The organism is Sphingomonas paeninsulae (genome assembly GCF_003660165.1).
Lineage (GTDB): Bacteria > Pseudomonadota > Alphaproteobacteria > Sphingomonadales > Sphingomonadaceae > Sphingomonas_O > Sphingomonas_O paeninsulae.
On record NZ_CP032828.1, the window covers coordinates 17,913 to 34,911 of the forward strand.

Genomic DNA, 16,999 nt, shown 5'->3' on the forward strand with positions numbered 1-16,999 from the left:
TTGAGCAAATGGTGGAGCCTAACGGGATCGAACCGTTGACCTGAAGCTTGCAAAGCTACCGCTCTCCCAACTGAGCTAAGGCCCCGACCAATTGTGCCTGACAGACATGCATGGTGGGCCGAGTAGGAGTTGAACCTACGACCTCACGCTTATCAGGCGTGCGCTCTAACCACCTGAGCTACCGGCCCCATACCTGCCCCACTGACCCAATGGGCCGCGAGGCGGTGTGAGCCAGCTCAGGCTGACACTCAAAGCTGGTCAAGATCGCCACCAAATAAACGGTGAATGACCCTGGCCAGCGCCAAGTGTTTTCCAGGATGAAGGGACATGAGGACAGCGGCAAATGTTCTTTGGACAGGAGGAAGCTCTTCTGAAACGCAAACCGAAATCTGGGGTTCAGCGCTTTCCGCCGTAATCCTTAGAAAGGAGGTGATCCAGCCGCAGGTTCCCCTACGGCTACCTTGTTACGACTTCACCCCAGTCGCTGATCCCACCGTGGTCAGCTTCCTCTCATTGCTGAGTTAGAGCACTGCCTTCGGGTGAAACCAACTCCCATGGTGTGACGGGCGGTGTGTACAAGGCCTGGGAACGTATTCACCGCGGCATGCTGATCCGCGATTACTAGCGATTCCGCCTTCATGCTCTCGAGTTGCAGAGAACAATCCGAACTGAGACGACTTTTGGAGATTAGCTCACCCTTGCGAGTTTGCAACCCACTGTAGTCGCCATTGTAGCACGTGTGTAGCCCAGCGCGTAAGGGCCATGAGGACTTGACGTCATCCCCACCTTCCTCCGGCTTATCACCGGCGGTTCCTTTAGAGTCCCCAACTAAATGATGGTAACTAAAGGCGAGGGTTGCGCTCGTTGCGGGACTTAACCCAACATCTCACGACACGAGCTGACGACAGCCATGCAGCACCTGTGTGTAGGTCCCCGAAGGGAAGAAATCCATCTCTGGAAGTCGTCCTACCATGTCAAACGCTGGTAAGGTTCTGCGCGTTGCTTCGAATTAAACCACATGCTCCACCGCTTGTGCAGGCCCCCGTCAATTCCTTTGAGTTTTAATCTTGCGACCGTACTCCCCAGGCGGATAACTTAATGCGTTAGCTGCGCCACTGAGCCTCTATGAGGCCCAACAGCTAGTTATCATCGTTTACGGCGTGGACTACCAGGGTATCTAATCCTGTTTGCTCCCCACGCTTTCGTACCTCAGCGTCAACAATCGTCCAGTAAGCCGCCTTCGCCACTGGTGTTCTTCCGAATATCTACGAATTTCACCTCTACACTCGGAATTCCACTTACCTCTCCGATGTTCTAGCGATCTAGTTTCAAAGGCAGTTCCGGAGTTGAGCTCCGGGCTTTCACCTCTGACTTGAACCACCGCCTACGTACGCTTTACGCCCAGTAATTCCGAATAACGCTAGCCCCCTCCGTATTACCGCGGCTGCTGGCACGGAGTTAGCCGGGGCTTATTCTCCCGGTACAGTCATTATCTTCCCGGGTAAAAGAGCTTTACAACCCTAAGGCCTTCATCACTCACGCGGCATTGCTGGATCAGGCTTTCGCCCATTGTCCAATATTCCCCACTGCTGCCTCCCGTAGGAGTCTGGGCCGTGTCTCAGTCCCAGTGTGGCTGATCATCCTCTCAGACCAGCTAAAGATCGTCGCCTTGGTAGGCCTTTACCCCACCAACTAGCTAATCTTACGCGGGCTCATCCTTGGGCGATAAATCTTTGGACTTACGTCATTATCCGGTATTAGCAGTAATTTCTCACTGTTATTCCGAACCCAAGGGTAGATTCCCACGCGTTACGCACCCGTGCGCCACTAGACTGCAACCGAAGTCACAATCTCGTTCGACTTGCATGTGTTAGGCATGCCGCCAGCGTTCATTCTGAGCCAGGATCAAACTCTCAAGTTTGATGTCCAATCTCACTCCCGGGTGGAATTCCCCAGAGCAAGACGTCCATTTCAAGGATCGCTCTGCACAAATCATTTTTACGTATGGAATACATATAAAGGACTTGTGAGTAACGACTAATTTAACCAAGCAACCGACGCCTTAAAACCGTCGGACCTGGAGCCGCTGCCCACATGTCCCTTCATCTTTACCAACAATGAGAAAGAGCGCAAAATGCCGACGCCAAATCCACCCCCGTTTTACCGGGAGGACCGGGCGCCTGCTGATCTCGCTAACCGAACCAGTGAACTAACCGCTCACCGTCTCGATGCCCCTCCTCTAGAAGCCACCCGCAAAGCCGTCAACCCCTCTTTACAATCGTCAACTGCTACAACGGTCGGCAGAATGACTTTTCGCTTGCAAATCATGCCGTTATCGCACGAAATCGCTGTGACATTCACTGTGAAATACCGCTGCAACGCACCGTGAGACACGTTCAGGTCTGCCACCAACCTAAGGATCGGCACGTCCTCACAAACGCACGAATTCAACCAAGCCTCTCTTTTTGCTAAATACTTTCAATCTGCGCATCGGATTCGAATCCGATGCGGCCATTCATCGATTCGTTATCGACGACATTTGCGCGCTGTTTGCAGCCCACGGAGAAAACCGCGCCGCGCGATGCCCGCGTCGATTGCGGCATTCTTACGACGTTCGGCGGCACTGGCCCCGCTAACTTCGCGAACGATTCCGCGAAAAGGTATGAGCGAGTTCACAACCGCAGCGCCTCCGACTTGTGCCATGTTGCGTTTGTTTTCCGCCGGAGAGGTCGAGAAGTCTGGCCCGATGACTTTCGACAGGGCTGCTATCGCCGAAGAAATCTGCCCGCAACTTCCCGTGCCCGCCGTGTTGTAAGGGTTTTTGCTCACCTCGATCAGCAACGGCGGGATGTTGGTTTTCTCGATGCCGACGTCACGCGCTGGCTGAGTGACGATTTCGCCGGCGGACTGAGCCATGACGACACTTGCAGGCATGATGATGGCCATCGAAATCGAGATCATAAATTTTGCGCAGCGGCGGCGTGGAATGGTGAGCAGCGGTTTCATATCGGTTGATTCCTTATAACATAATCAGAAAATCGCACTCTCAGCATGAGAGTGATCAAATCACAAGCTGTTGCCAATAGCGAATTTATGAACGTCTTCGGCTTGTGAAGCGATGACATCAAAGCAGCCTTAGTATGAGTTCGCCCTGATCGTGAGGCGATGCAAAGTGGATCAAGCGCAGTCCCCGGCTAGCGTTGGCTTCGACATAATATCCGCCTCACGTTCAACCAACTCCCGGACACTGAGACAAATTGCGAAACACCTCTGTGGCCACAAAGATCGACACGTGGTCCAGATAGAGCGCAAAATTCCAGATAATGGACGCGGACACATTATCGTCAGCGGGCGACGGAAACCGAGCTATGGGGGCGTCTCGAATAAAGCGATTCCCGCAAGCACCATGATGTTGCGTTACGCCGATGCTTACCAAAAATGACGACGGCACATGGCCGTGCTCGATGATCACTGCTCTATCGCGCCAGCGAGCTGAATTGCCATTACCCACCGCTCCACATGAAGCGGTGGGGTAGACGCAAGTTAGTTTGGCGTCGTCGTCACCGTAGTTGTGGTTTTTTCAGACACGGCGGGTGCCGTCGTAGTGCGTTTTACCACGCGATGCACCGGTGCCCGCTTGACCGTCCGTGTCGGCGTCGCAACCCGCTTTACCGTTTCGGTGGACACAGTGGTGGTGGGCGGTGCAGGCGCAATCACGACTGGGGGTGCTGCGCGGGCGGCTGCGGCATCTGCCGCAGCAGACGCGGCCGACTGTTGAGCGGCATCAGCGCGCGCGTTCGCCGCAGCCGCGTCCTGTTGAGCGACGGCCGCCTTTGCTTCAGTGTTGGCGCGTTGTGCGCGCTCGGCATTGGTGCGATTTTTCTGCGCTTCGCCAATGGCAAGGTCCGCTGTGGTCGAAGCATGGTTTGCAGCCGCAATGGCTTCTTCCTTATGGCCGCTCGCCAGGTTCTCTCGTGCGGTGCGGAGTGCCGCCTGTGCCTCAGCTTGTAGGCGGGGAACTTCTCCATTCGCTCCAAGCTTGTTCGCAGCATCGATCTTACCGGTTGCCTCGGCAATGGCGGCGCGCGCGCGATCCGCTTTACCTTCGGCATAAGCCGGGCTGGCCAAAAGGAGCAGCACTGAAATTCCGGCACTCCGCGCGAGAAAGTTCGATCGTTTCATTATTCCGTCTCCAACACGTTCGGTGGGCGCTCAACCACCGACGTCGAAACGAAGTTCCCTCCACGCTGAATATTGAGGAGGCAGATCACGGCATTAGAGTCGGTCGTAAGCGAGGAAAGGCGTCGCCGGTCGCGCGGATATTCTCGGATTCAAATAGCACGCGGCGCAGGTGAAACTGGACACCAACACATCGCCTGACAGGCGATCAGATCATAGCCATGCCACCGTTTACATGGATGGTTTGTCCGGTCACATAACCGGCGTCCTTGCTCGCCAGATAAACGACGGCTGCGGCGACATCGGCACCCTCCCCTAGTTTGCCCGCGGGAATACGCGTCGTCAGCGCCGCCTTCTGCGCGTCTGGCAAAGCGTCTGTCATCGCCGAGGTTATGAAACCCGGTGCTACACAATTGACCGTGATGTTTCGACTGGCCAGTTCCTGCGCCAATGCCTTTGACATGGCAGTCAGGCCGCCCTTCGAGGCCGCGTAATTGGCCTGCCCCGGATTACCGGTTGTACCGACAACGCTGGTGATCGAGACGATCCGTCCGAACCGCGCTTTCATCATCGGCTTCGACGCTGCCCGGATCAGGCGGAATGCGGCCTCGAGATTGACACGGATAACCGTGTCCCATTCCTCGTCCTTCATCCGCATGACGAGGTTGTCGCGCGTAACGCCCGCGTTGTTCACCAATATGTCTAACTTCCCGCCCAATGCCTCGACAGCGCTGGGGATCAGCCCATCAACCTGCGCCGCGTCGGACAGGTCGCAAGGCACGATGACCGATCCCGGAATGGTCGCGGCAACCGACTTCAACGCGTCCTCGCGCGTGCCCGACAGCGCAACCGTCGCGCCGCAGTCCGCCAATGCCTTTGCAACAGCAGAACCAATCCCCCGGAAGCGCCGGTTACGAGCGCCGTCATACCTGTCAGGTCGAACATCATTTTCTCCAAAAGTTCAGAATGCGGGCGCGTCAAAGCGTTGCCAGCAAACTTTCGATATCGTTCATCGTTACAATGCTGGTTGCCTTCATGTCGGGCGAAATGCGACGCACCATCGGACCGAGGACCTTACCGCCAAACTCGACGACTTCGGTAACGCCCGCATCCCACATCGCCTCGACACTTTCGCGCCACCGCACTGTTCCAGTAACCTGTTGCACCAGAAGGTCGCGGATCACGTTTGGATCGGAAACCTGGGCGGCAGTAACATTGGCGAACACCGGAACCAGCGGCGACTGAATACGGGCGGCTGCGAGCGCAGTCGCCATAACATCGGCAGCAGGCGCCATCAGCGCGCAGTGAAACGGCGCCGACACCGGCAAAGTCATGGCACGCTTGGCACCCTTGGTTTTGGCGATTTGGATGGCGCGATCGATCGCATCTGTGTGCCCCGAAACCACAACTTGTCCGCCGCCATTGTCATTGGCCGCCTCGCAAACTTCACCCTGAGCAGCTTCCTCAGCAACAGCCTTCGCAGTCTCGAAGTCCAGCCCGAGCAGCACCGCCATGGCCCCCTCACCCACCGGCACCGCCGCCTGCATTGCCTGTCCGCGCGTCTTCAACAGCCGAGCCGTGGTCGCAAGGTCCATTGCGTCCGCCGCACACAACGCCGTATATTCGCCCAACGAGTGACCAGCGACGAACGAAGCCTTGTCCGCCAGCTTGATATTGCCCTCACGCTCCAGCACTCGCAGCGTCGCAATCGCATTTGCCATAATAGCGGGCTGAGCATTCTCGGTTAGGGTCAGATCGCGCTCGAAACCCTCTGTCATCAGACGGTAAAGGTGCTGGTCCAGCGCGTCATCGACTTCCTGAAACACCGCCCGCGCAATCGGACTGGCGTCTGCTAAAGCCTTGCCCATGCCAATCGACTGGCTCCCTTGCCCTGGAAATATAAACGCCTTCATCACCAAACTCCTCTTTGCGGCTCGTTAGGCAGGCCACGCCGCCTTGCCAAGTCTGGTCATTTCAGCCATAGGGCCGCCTCTACGAAAGCCGGAGGGTCGAGATGCATGGTGCGCTCGGCAGCGATCGGTAGGAAAAGGACGATAAAGCATGGCTCTTTACGAGCATGTGTTTCTCGCGCGTCAGGATCTGGCTCAAGCCCAGGTCGATACGCTGGCAGAAACAGCTACCAAAATCATCGAAGACAACGGCGGCAAGGTCATCAAGACTGAGACGTGGGGTCTGCGTTCGTTGGCTTACCGGATCGCGAAGAACCGCAAGGCGCATTACGTCATGCTCGAATTCGACGCACCGACCAACGTGCCGATCGAACTCGAACGCCAGACCCAGATCAACGAAGACGTGCTGCGTTACATGACGCTGCGTGTCGACGAACATGAAGCTGGTCCTTCGGCCATGATGCGTCGTTCCGAGCGTTCGGAACGCAGCGATCGTGGTGACCGGGGCGACCGCCCCCGTCGTGACCGTGATGACCGTCCTCGCGACGATCGTCCCCGTGAAGACCGGCCGCGTCGCGACGACGCTGAAGCCGCTTAAGGATATTTGATATGGCCCGCCCATTTTTCCGCCGCCGCAAAAGCTGCCCGTTCTCTGCCAAGGACGCCCCACGGATAGACTATAAGGATGTCCGGTTGCTTCAGGGCTTCGTGTCCGAGCGTGGCAAGATTGTGCCTTCGCGTATCACCGCCGTCAGTGCCCCAAAGCAGCGCGAACTCGCCCAGGCGATCAAGCGTGCGCGGCACATCGGTCTCCTTCCCTATATCGTTAAGTAAGGGCGCATTCGATGGAAGTGATCCTGCTCGAGCGCGTTGAGAAGCTTGGTTCGATCGGTGACGTTGTCACTGTGAAGAACGGTTTTGCGCGCAATTTCCTCCTCCCGAACAAGAAGGCGCTGCGTTCGAACGCTGCTAACCTGAAACTGTTCGAAGCAAACAAGGCGCGGATCGTCGCCGACAACGACACGCGTCGCGGTGAAGCCGAAAAAGCTGCCGAGACCGTCAATGGTGCGTCGGTTACGTTGATCCGTCAGGCATCGAACACCGGCCAGCTTTATGGTTCGGTTGCGGTGCGTGACATCGTCGAAGCTCTTGAAGCCGAAAGCCACAAGGTCAGCAAGAACCAGGTTATCCTGGACAAGCCGATTAAGGCGATTGGCGTCTATGAAGTCCGCGTTCAACTGCATCCCGAAGTCGCGGTGACTGTTAAGGTCAACGTGGCACGCAGCCCCGAAGAAGCCGAGCTCCAGGCTCAGGGCGTCGATGTCATGGCATCGATGTTCGAGAAGGACGAAGCTGGCTTCACCGAAGATTACGATCCCAATGCCGAACCCGGCGAGATCGCTTCGGATGCTGCAAACGAAGAACCAGCGGCCGAAGCCTGATCGCTTTGATCGTTTTGACAAAAGGCCCGGTGGAGCGATCCGCCGGGCCTTTTTGTTTGTGTGGGTTAGTAACCCATGAGTTTCAGGACTTCGCTACGGCTGCGCGAGTCATCCAGAAAGCAACCGAGCAACCGACTCGTCGTCATCGACACGCCCGGAGTGCGAACACCGCGCCCGGTCATGCATCCATGCGTCGCCTCGATCACGACCGCGACACCCTGTGGCTGCAAATTATCCCAGATCGACTGCGCGACCTGCGCTGTCAGCCGTTCCTGAACCTGAAGGCGGCGGGCATATCCGTTCAAAACACGCGCCAGCTTTGAAATTCCGACGACGCGATCCTGCGGCATATAGGCGATCGACGCCTTACCGACGATCGGTGCCATGTGATGCTCACAATGCGACTGGAACGGGATGTCTTTCAACAACACCAGTTCGTTATATCCACCGACTTCCTCGAATGTACGCGACAGGTGATAGCCGGGGTCTTCCCGATAGCCTTCACAATATTCTTTCCATGCCCGCGCCACACGCTTCGGCGTATCCAGCAAGCCTTCGCGGTCAGGATCATCGCCCGACCAGGCAATCAACGTTCGGACGGCATCTTCCACATGCTTGGGAACTGGCAGCTTTTCCTTACGCAACTGCCCATCGGAAGCAGTGTTCTCTATCGGCATTCGTTTAATCCCCGTCCGCTTGTTTTGTCATAGTCGATACTCTGCCAGCATTTTGCCAGTTTAATCAGCACATCGCCAATAAGTTTTCCGTGGTCAACATAGCGCAATATTTGGTGCAATTCGTCCATTGACGCTGCTGCCAGTCAGTCGCAGGAACAATTCTGATACGCGATAAACGCGACATCGGCCGATTGGGCGGCTGAACAAGGGGAGCAACTATGCGAAAGATCAGCACGCTGGGTACGTCATTTTTGGCGCTGCTCATTGCGACTCCCGTACTGGCGCAAGCGAAGCCAGCGACGAATGATCCGGCCTCTGGGTCCGACGATATTATCGTGACAGCGACAAAGCGCGAAGCCACCCTGCAGGATGTGCCGATTTCGGTATCTGTCACTGCTCAGGAAACGGTCGAAAAAGCACAGATTCGCGACTTGATAGATCTGCAGTCGGTCGTGCCGTCGCTAAAAGTCGAACAATTAAATGCGACCGGTCAGACGAACTTCATCATCCGCGGCTTTGGCAATGGCAACGGCAATGACGGCATCGAAAGCTCGGTCGGTGTGTTCATCGACGGGGTATATCGGTCGCGATCGGCTGCTGGACTGGACGACTTGCCCGAAATCGAGCGCATCGAAATCTTACGCGGCCCGCAATCGACCCTGTTCGGAAAAAACGTTTCTGCCGGTGCGATCAGCATCGTCACCCGAAAGCCGCAGTTCGAGTTCGGCGGGAAGGCAGAGGTCAGTATTGGGAATTACGGCCTGATGCAGACTCGTGCGACGTTCACAGGACCGCTGACTGACACGATCGCGATCCGCCTTTCGGGGAGCGTCAACGAAAGGGACGGGTTTTTCCACAATCTCACGACCGGGCGCGACGTTGCCGACCGTAACCGACGGTCGGTTCGTGCCGACGTCTTGTGGCAACCCTCATCCGACTTTTCCGTGCGGGTCATCGCGGACTACAACCTTATTAAGGAACTCTGCTGCGGTGTAACCTCGATTCAGAATGGTCCTGCAACGCAACTGATCGGCGCGCCGCCACCTTTCGGTCTTGGCAAACCGATCTCCGACACCAGTAACGTCTTCGCTCGCAACGTCGTGTTCAATACCGACCCATGAACCGTGTGCGGGGCAAAGGCATTTCGGCGCAGATGGACTGGGGCGTCGGTTTTGCGAAACTGACCTCGATCACCGCATACCGAAATCAGGTCAGCCAGTCGCGGCAGGATATCGATTTCACCGGCGCGGATTTGATAAACAATACGACCGCAAACCGCATCAGGACTTTCACACAGGAATTGAGGCTTGCGTCCGATAACGATGGACCGCTGAGTTGGCTTGTCGGCGGCTTCTACCAGGACGAACGAACCGAGACCGGTCGGGACATTCGGTACGGCAAAGACGTTCGTGCGTTTGCCGAAGGCGCATCGGGATCGACCGCAGCGCTCGTCGCCGCAGTCCCCAGTCTGGCGCCGCTCGTCGGAGGCGTAAGCAACATTCGCGCACTGGAAATCTTGCAAAACCTCGTCACGCCATCAATCGGCGTCGGAACAACGTATTTCCAGCCCGGCCAAGGTATTTCTGATCGCTATTTCCTGAAACAAACGTCTTACTCCTTGTTCGGACAAGCTGATTATAAGATCACCGATCGACTGACGGTCACTGGCGGCCTAGCGTATCTGAATGACCGCAAGGCGGTCACGTCTAACGTCGTACTCCAGGACCCCTTTTCTTCTCTGAATCTACAGAATATTCCTCAGTTCCCGTTTCTTGGTTTGCCGGGCAACCTGTACGGCCCCCTTGGCACACTGCAGTTCTTTTACGGCAGCGCGGCTAATCACGGTCCCGTGAACATCCCGAATGCCAACGAATCAGGGATCGTGAAGGGTCACAAACTTACCTACACCGCGCGGGCCGCATACGACTTTGGCCCGGTAAATGCCTATGTGAGCTATGCGACCGGCTGGAAGGCCAGCGCCGTCAATCTTTCCTCCGACAGCCGCCCGCCCGACGTCAACGGTGTCGGACGATCGGCCGATCCGGAGAATGTCGAGGTCTACGAAGCCGGTTTGAAGGCCGCTTTCCGGGGTGGCTTTTTCAACCTCGCGGTTTTCAAACAGACCATAAACGGATTCCAGCTCAACACTTTTCTTGGCCTCGGCTACAGTCTGGTCAACGCAGGTAAGGAATCGGTCAAAGGGTTCGAGATCGACTCTGCTTATCGACCCTTTAAATGGCTGGCGTTAACGGGATCGGCGACTTACCTCGAAGGAAAATACGACTCCTTCAAGCGCGCGCCCTGCGTCAATTTCGATGCGATCCATTGCCCGCTGGACCCACTGACCGGTCAACGACCCATATTTCAGGATATTTCAGGCCGCCGGCCCGCGGATATTCCAAAGTGGAGCATTTCAACGTCGGCAACGGCCACTCAACCAGTCGGTCGCGGACTCAGCGCCTATCTGCGTGGCGAGTTCAACTATGTTAGCAACACGCAATTGTCGGATACGACACCGCCGAACCTATCGACTTGGGGCATCAGCAATTTCAACGCCAGCGTCGGGCTGGTCAGCGCCCCTGCGAAACTTGAAATCATGGTTTGGGTGCGCAACCTGACCAACGATAATTACCTCGTCGCGGTATTCCCGACGGTCGCTCAGGACGGCAGCTATAGCGGCTACCCCAATCCCCCCCGAACCTATGGTATGACGATAAGAAAGACATTCTAGACAGTCGTCACCGCGCCTGTGTCCGATCGGTACAGGCCGGTCCCCAAACTTAAGCTTAGTCACCATAATGAACGGCGCGCCACGCTGCGGTTCCGAACAGGATGAGCGTCAGAGCCGCAACGCCGCATGTTGCCGCAGCAGCGGTCGTCGTTCCGCCCCATTCCAGGGCAACGAACAGTGCGGCGAGCAACGTCGCACCGGAAACGAGGCGCAATCGAAATGCCAGCCATGCGCGGCCAGTTGCCAGGAGTGCTGGCTCAAAACTGACCCCTGCCGCATCGAGCGCCGCCGCTGTACCAAGTAGCAGCACAAGCGGATACGCTGCGGCATATTGCCCGCCGCCCAGAACCGAAAGCAGCAGTTTACCCAACAACAGCATGATCGCAATCATGACCGAGGCGGTCAGTCCGGCCATTATCGAAGCTTTACGGAACAACAATGCAAGCTGCTGAGCGGTCTGTGTCGCTCGCGCTCGCATCAGTTCGGTGAAGGTCGCTCGCGAGAGCATTTCGGATATATTCGCCAGCGCCTGCCCAAGCTGGTGCGCGATCCGGTAACCACCTGCCGCTGCTGCGCCAACCGAAGCGCCAACCAGCAACACCGCAATCTGTTTACCCACCAGCCCGAATGTCGAGGTGGCATTCACAATCCCGGCGAAACGCCAAAGGCCGGGGTGCTCGCCCGGAACCGCCCGCAAACCATCAAGCCTCCACCAGCGCGCATGGAGCGGGATCAAACGCAGCGCGAGTATCCAGTGTGTTATCGCGGTTGCCATTTCGGCAATTGCCCAAGCCGCCAGAAGTCCCCGGACCGAAGCACCGAGGCTGACGACGACCACGGCGCCGATCAGCCGCACGACGGGCGTAACTGTTTCGGCAAAGGCGGCAATCCCGAACCGGTCGAACAGGCGCAATATACCGGTTGGAGCCGACCGTTCGGAGATCAGCAACAATATGCAGAATATCAGCGCGTCGTGTTTGACGGAATCTGACCAGCCGAAAAATGGACCGAGTACTTGCACACCGACGACAGCCAACACGGTGCCGATAAAAACGCCGCTGAGGTCGAGCACCATGCAGAAGGCGACAAGACGTCCAAGCTTTTCGCTCCGCCCCTCGTCGATGCGGTCCATTCCGAACCGCAACAGGATCTGCCATGTTTCAAAGCTAACGAGTGCGGCAATCGTCTGTCCCGCCCCCAAAATGATAACGAACTCACCAAAGCCGGTCTTGCCAAGCGCCCGTGTCGCCATCCCAAGATAGATCAGGCTGAGAACCGCGCCGACGATCTTCCCCAACAACATCCAGCTCGTATTTTGAGCGATGCTGCGCCACGTACGGTGCGGCACCGGTACGCCTTCGTCTAAGAGTGGTGGATCGGCCGCCAGCTTCACGAAATTTTACGCCAAAGACTTTTCACTGCCTTGCGAGCAACGATCGGCGCGCGACCGGCATCGACCAGCCATTTGCCCATCGATCGATCGATATGTTTGGCGTCGAACAATGTAACATTCCCACACGCGGACAAAGTGTGCATTCCATCGACATAAGGCCCGAATGCTTCGCCTCCGACTATCGAGGGGCCAATCTCCGCTTCGAACGTGTCTGGGCTGAGCCGACTGATCCTCAGCGCGCGTACAGCACCTCCGTAGGTCTGGCTGCAATCCTGAAGTGGTACGACAAGCGCACCGTCTAGAACGACAGGTGTCCCTCCCGGTCGTGCGCCGTTGGCAGTTTCGCGCAAGGGGTTCATGCTATGCGCATACCACGGCCCTGTAATATTCTTCGAATAGGCTGCATTCAATACGCTCATCTTGGAATACAGGTCGGTTGCGGGTGCGTAAAATAGCCACCACAGCCCCTCAAAGAATACCGGCGTTGCATCGACCGCAGAGCCCTCTCCTGCGGACTCACCCAGCGCAATATCGCAGACCGGCGTCCAGACATCGGGAAAGCGTTTCGCCCGATAAAGCGTCAGCGCTCCTGATTTATGCGCCTCGGGCAGCATATAGGTTTCGCCCGCCGCTTCGAAAACGAACGGGTATGATAAGTGCCACGCCGTCCGCAAGCATGGTCGATGGTCGATCACCCTAAAAGTCTCATCGAGCGTCAGGACGTCGATGCCACCGTGACGGGATCGATAATCGTAAGTTTCGACAAACACGTACAGCCTGCCATCGCGCCACATGCCGAACGGGTCGGCGAGATACGTGAAAGGGCGACCAGCAGGCAGCCAGACGGGCGCGATACCCGCCAACCCGCCAGTCACTACGACGGACATCGGCACGGGCAGCACGCCAACGCGCCAGATATCGGTCTTGGGAAGCACGGGCAGGATCAATCTAACACAATTCAAAAACGTCTGAGTGACGCCGTTACCCTGCGCACAACGTATCGAACATCCCGAGATAATCGCGAGCGCAGTTTTCTATACCAAACGGAGAAACCGCTGCGGCCATTTGCACGGGGCAGACCGGAGTGGCCGCAAAAACCCGCGCCATCGCATCGGCCAATGCCGCCGGATCATCGATCGGAGCCGATGCACCAAAACCCGTGCGATCAACCAGTTCTTCGACTGCCGGAGTACAACGGGTCGCCACAACTGGCCGGCCAGCGGCAATCGCCTCGATCAGGACCGCCGGATACCCTTCGTAACGCGACGAAAGCAGGAACATTCCCGCCTTATCGAGCCACGGTCGGATGCACGCGACATAACCCGGTAATTCGACCCGGTCGGCAACACCCAGTTGTTCGGCCTGACGTTGTAACGTTTCCCGAAGTGGCCCTTCCCCCAAAATTACCAGCCGAGCATTGGGGTCATCGAGCAGCGCAAACGCAGAAATCGCGGTTTCGAATCCCTTTACCGCAACCAGTCGTCCAGCCGCCACGATCGTTCGGTTTGCAGGGTCCAGTGGCAGCGAAGCCAGTGGCGCACGTTCGAGCGCCGGTGTCCTGATCCGCCGCGTGATCCGATTACGCAATATCGCATCGGCCTGCGCGGTCATCGCATCTTCGAGTGATATCGTTGCGTCCGCGCCCCGCAACTGCCAGCGCATCCAACGATTATAAATCTGCTGGTGAAAGCGTCCCCGGTCGTAGCGAATTAGGGGCGTACTCAGTTGAACCGCGATACGTGGCCGGGTTGCGCCGTGAAGCCGCGCGAGTGCAGGAACGACCTGCCAATGGAAATTTCCGGGAATGAATACCAGATCGACGGTATCGCGCGAAAAAACCTTAGCGGCCGCACGTCCGAGTTTTCGCCTCGAGCCGAAGCCGCGTTCGATGACCGGGTCCAGAGCGATAAGTTTGACCCGCGGGGACACCAGTGATCGTAACGGGCCGCTTTCGGTTCCGCATACGATCGTAACCGTCCGTCCGGTCTCTGCCCATTCATTGGCAAGGCGGACGGCAATCCGTTCGGTTCCTCCAAGCGAGAAATCGTGAAGGACAATACCAATCGCGGAGGCTCGGGAAACATCCGGATCGACCGGGACGACCGACAATGGAGGTCGCGACTGCCCGACAAACCCACTGATATAAGGTTGAGCTTCGGCAAGGCCGAGGTCTTGCTTAAGACCATGCTGCGCCTTCATCGGTTACGCACCTTATGGTCGGTCGTAGCCAGTTTTCGGTAATCAGTTGCCGCAGATTCGGCCGCGCGCGCTCCGCAACAAAACTTCATGAAACCGATCCGTAGCCACACCTGTGATCAATAGACGGTGGCAGTCGGCGAATTCCGCAGCGAACCCAGTGAATAAATCTCCGCTAAAATGAGACAGCAATGCCGACACGAAAAGTCAGCGGCTGAAGCGGCGTCGTCTGATCGCGCAATGCGAAGGTGAACGGGTTACCGAAAGAAAACCGATTTGCCCGTGCATTCGTCAGATTCTCGATACTGAGCGACACGTCCATCTTCCCGACCCGCCATCCACCGGTCATATCAATCACGCCATATTGACCCTGACTGACATCGAGGAGGTTCCCGGAACCGAGCACCGAACGCCCGACATATCGACCGGTAGCGGCAATTCGATATTCGCTCTGTGACCCGCCAGACCAGCGATAACCGATCTCTATATTGGCCGCGAACGGCGGGGTGTCGGGCAGTCTCCGGTTCACGGGAGCTGACGATTGGGCGACGGTCCCATCCACTCGATTATATGTGTAAAGGAAGGCAACACCCGTGTGCAGACCCACCACGGGAACCCAATCCACCTTACCTTCAAACGCATAGATTTCGGCATTCCCGATGTTAGCAGTGTAGGGTTGCCCCCGCCGATTGATCAGGTCCGCCTGAATATCGTTCCAGCGTGCGTAGGAAACCGCCGTTGAAACCGCGACCCCTGTTTCTGATCGCCGCTCGATCCGCAGTCCCATCTCGCCCATCCTGATCGAATCCGATGTAAAGTCCGCAACACGACCGATACCGCGAGCAACTGCGATTCCGCCTGTCCGAAACCCTGACTGATACCGACCGTAAAGCGCGACTCTTGGCGCGAGTAACCACGACGCAGCGAGCGTTGGGTCGAACCTGAGCGTGGATCGACCGTGAACAAAATTACTCTGTGGGGCGTCGATGGAAGGCTCGCCGTCGGTGCGCGCCCGGGTAGCGCGGCCGCCAACTGTGAAAGACAGATTCGGCGTTATCGGCAGCGTGGCTTCCGCGAAGGCTGATATAGTCTTCGTGACGTTGGTCACGCCGATAATGTCAGCGGGTGCATCAATCATACCCATTGCGCGACTTTCTTCATTCCTGTCATAAACCATTGTGAATCCAGTCAACCATGAAGCTCCGTTTGCCAACGATCGTGAGAGGCGCGCTTCTTGGGAGATTAACAGGTCGTTCCGGCCATCGTCATAGATCGCCCGACCGATCGTGCCCGGTGAACCGGTGGCATCGTACACATCGGTTGAATGGATTTGGACAGCCCCGGTAGCCGAAGTGAACTGCAAACCACTGTCCCAGCGTTTGCTTAAAACGACGCGTCCAAGTGTGATCGCGTTGGAAAAGGGCTGCGGCACGGTCGCAAACTGGTTAAGTGGCCCCGCGAAACGATCGGCATATTGCGCGCCATCCGCACTTATCGTCTGCCTCAGCCCGCCTGTCGTAACTTCCCAGCCATTGGAAAGGTCGGCTCTGACTTCGACCCGGCCGCCGGTGATATTAGCACCGTTAAGATTTTCACGTCCCGGCCCCCGGCCATCGATGTAACCACCAGTACGCTGGCGATAACCGACCACGCGAACGCCAAGCCGATCATCGATCATTGGCACATTTATCATACCGCTGAGATCGTACCCGATTGTACCGCTGACTGTCGTGGACACGCCGGCAGTAGCTGCGCCTTCTGTCTGGCCGAGCACGACCGGATTGGGCGTAATTCGGATGATTCCGCCGATTGATCCAGCGCCATAAAGGGTGCCCTGCGGCCCCTCCATCACTTCGACGCTACGCACGTCATGCAAGCGAAGGCCCGGACCCGGCCCGGAATAGCCAAGTTGGACATCGCCGAAATATGTGCTCGCGGTGGACTGGGTCGCGCCATTGAAGCTGCTGTCGGCAATACCTCTGATAAAGGTCTTGTTCCGCCCGTCACCCAGCTCTGTATTCTGCAAGATCGGATTAAGCCGAGCGATCTCATCAAGGTTTGGCACGCTTACCGCGCTGCCACGCTGGGCCAAATTGCTTACCGTCACGATTGTCCCTGGAAACCTGAGCAGGGGAATAGACTGTTTGCTCGCCGTGACGAGGATATCGCCAATATCTTCATGAAACGTCGAGCGCCGGGCTTGTGTAACGCGCGGTGTTTCCGACCGCGGATTTGCAACTATGCGATAACTTGTACCATCTATAGCGACCGCCCGATATCCGGTTCCGGCAACCAATCGCCTGAGCGCAATGCCGATCGGCATAATGCCCTGGATCGCCCGAACGGAAACACTCCGAAGGTTTGGCTCCGTACTGACAATATCGCAGCCGCATTGCTGGGCCAATATGGGGATCGCAACGGCAAGCGTGGTCGGCTGGATTGAAACTGCAATGGCTGTGCTTCGCGCCATC

11 protein-coding genes, 2 tRNA genes, 1 rRNA gene and 2 pseudogenes are annotated in these 16,999 nt (G+C 57.1%); 4 read left to right on the top strand and 12 right to left on the bottom strand.

Annotated features, from left to right (window positions below):
- Window positions 1-9: 9 nt before the first annotated feature.
- From D3Y57_RS01250 to fabD, 7 genes and pseudogenes are all read right to left on the bottom strand, one after another.
- A tRNA-Ala gene (locus D3Y57_RS01250) sits at window positions 10-85 on the bottom strand.
- 26 nt (window positions 86-111) lie between these two features.
- Window positions 112-188 (bottom strand) — tRNA-Ile (locus D3Y57_RS01255).
- A 234-nt stretch (window positions 189-422) separates the two neighbouring features.
- Window positions 423-1,921, bottom strand: a 16S ribosomal RNA gene (locus D3Y57_RS01260).
- A gap of 605 nt (window positions 1,922-2,526) precedes the next feature.
- Window positions 2,527-3,006, bottom strand: coding sequence for a hypothetical protein (locus D3Y57_RS01265; protein WP_121150655.1), 480 nt, complete (start codon window positions 3,004-3,006; stop codon window positions 2,527-2,529).
- A 537-nt stretch (window positions 3,007-3,543) separates the two neighbouring features.
- Window positions 3,544-4,182 (bottom strand): hypothetical protein, encoded by a 639-nt coding sequence (locus D3Y57_RS01270; RefSeq protein ID WP_121150657.1) that lies wholly within the window; start codon window positions 4,180-4,182, stop codon window positions 3,544-3,546.
- Between the two features lie 205 nt (window positions 4,183-4,387).
- Window positions 4,388-5,124 (bottom strand): annotated as a pseudogene (fabG, locus tag D3Y57_RS01275) (3-oxoacyl-[acyl-carrier-protein] reductase).
- A gap of 32 nt (window positions 5,125-5,156) precedes the next feature.
- A complete protein-coding gene (gene fabD / locus D3Y57_RS01280) occupies window positions 5,157-6,092 on the bottom strand; it encodes an ACP S-malonyltransferase (RefSeq protein WP_121150659.1) in 936 nt (311 codons plus the stop codon).
- 148 nt (window positions 6,093-6,240) lie between these two features.
- On the opposite strand from fabD, the gene rpsF reads away from it, so the two are divergent.
- Genes rpsF through rplI form a run of 3 tightly spaced genes read left to right on the top strand, consistent with a single transcriptional unit; the run spans window position 6,241 to window position 7,531 of the window.
- Window positions 6,241-6,687, top strand: coding sequence for a 30S ribosomal protein S6 (gene rpsF / locus D3Y57_RS01285; RefSeq protein WP_121150662.1), 447 nt, complete (start codon window positions 6,241-6,243; stop codon window positions 6,685-6,687).
- Window positions 6,688-6,698: 11 nt separating this feature from the next.
- Window positions 6,699-6,923, top strand: a complete 225-nt coding sequence (gene rpsR / locus D3Y57_RS01290; RefSeq protein WP_121150664.1) for a 30S ribosomal protein S18 — start codon at window positions 6,699-6,701, stop codon at window positions 6,921-6,923.
- Window positions 6,924-6,934: 11 nt separating this feature from the next.
- On the top strand, window positions 6,935-7,531 hold the full coding sequence (rplI, locus tag D3Y57_RS01295) for a 50S ribosomal protein L9 (RefSeq protein ID WP_121150666.1): 597 nt from the start codon (window positions 6,935-6,937) through the stop codon (window positions 7,529-7,531).
- Between the two features lie 65 nt (window positions 7,532-7,596).
- Here the strand turns inward: rplI and folE are convergent, their stop codons facing one another.
- Entirely contained in the window at window positions 7,597-8,208 is a 612-nt protein-coding gene (gene folE, locus D3Y57_RS01300) for a GTP cyclohydrolase I FolE (RefSeq protein ID WP_121150668.1), read from the bottom strand.
- A 218-nt stretch (window positions 8,209-8,426) separates the two neighbouring features.
- On the opposite strand from folE, the pseudogene D3Y57_RS01305 reads away from it, so the two are divergent.
- A pseudogene (locus D3Y57_RS01305) lies at window positions 8,427-10,939 on the top strand (TonB-dependent receptor).
- 55 nt (window positions 10,940-10,994) lie between these two features.
- Here D3Y57_RS01305 and D3Y57_RS01310 read toward each other — a convergent pair.
- The 4 genes from D3Y57_RS01310 to D3Y57_RS01325 all read right to left on the bottom strand — a co-directional run bounded on the left by D3Y57_RS01310 (window position 10,995) and on the right by D3Y57_RS01325 (window position 16,998).
- Window positions 10,995-12,287 carry a lipopolysaccharide biosynthesis protein gene (locus D3Y57_RS01310; RefSeq protein WP_162986866.1) on the bottom strand — a complete coding sequence of 431 codons (1,293 nt, stop codon included), beginning with the start codon at window positions 12,285-12,287 and terminating at the stop codon, window positions 10,995-10,997.
- A gap of 41 nt (window positions 12,288-12,328) precedes the next feature.
- Window positions 12,329-13,267 (bottom strand): glucosamine inositolphosphorylceramide transferase family protein, encoded by a 939-nt coding sequence (locus tag D3Y57_RS01315; protein ID WP_162986867.1) that lies wholly within the window; start codon window positions 13,265-13,267, stop codon window positions 12,329-12,331.
- A 46-nt stretch (window positions 13,268-13,313) separates the two neighbouring features.
- Entirely contained in the window at window positions 13,314-14,531 is a 1,218-nt protein-coding gene (locus tag D3Y57_RS01320; RefSeq protein ID WP_121150674.1) for a glycosyltransferase, read from the bottom strand.
- Between the two features lie 172 nt (window positions 14,532-14,703).
- The gene (locus D3Y57_RS01325; protein ID WP_239025769.1) at window positions 14,704-16,998 is read right to left on the bottom strand and encodes a TonB-dependent receptor; all 2,295 of its coding nucleotides are present in this window, start codon (window positions 16,996-16,998) and stop codon (window positions 14,704-14,706) included.
- Window position 16,999: the final 1 nt, after the last annotated feature.

Coding starts and splice junctions, on each gene's coding strand:
- rplI (WP_121150666.1), top strand. CDS start 6,935: ATGGAAGTGATCCTGCTCGAGCGCGTTGAGAAGCTTGGTTCGATCGGT.
- D3Y57_RS01270 (WP_121150657.1), bottom strand. CDS start 4,182: ATGAAACGATCGAACTTTCTCGCGCGGAGTGCCGGAATTTCAGTGCTG.
- rpsR (WP_121150664.1), top strand. CDS start 6,699: ATGGCCCGCCCATTTTTCCGCCGCCGCAAAAGCTGCCCGTTCTCTGCC.
- fabD (WP_121150659.1), bottom strand. CDS start 6,092: ATGAAGGCGTTTATATTTCCAGGGCAAGGGAGCCAGTCGATTGGCATG.
- D3Y57_RS01320 (WP_121150674.1), bottom strand. CDS start 14,531: ATGAAGGCGCAGCATGGTCTTAAGCAAGACCTCGGCCTTGCCGAAGCT.
- rpsF (WP_121150662.1), top strand. CDS start 6,241: ATGGCTCTTTACGAGCATGTGTTTCTCGCGCGTCAGGATCTGGCTCAA.
- folE (WP_121150668.1), bottom strand. CDS start 8,208: ATGCCGATAGAGAACACTGCTTCCGATGGGCAGTTGCGTAAGGAAAAG.
- D3Y57_RS01325 (WP_239025769.1), bottom strand. CDS start 16,998: ATGGCGCGAAGCACAGCCATTGCAGTTTCAATCCAGCCGACCACGCTT.
- D3Y57_RS01265 (WP_121150655.1), bottom strand. CDS start 3,006: ATGAAACCGCTGCTCACCATTCCACGCCGCCGCTGCGCAAAATTTATG.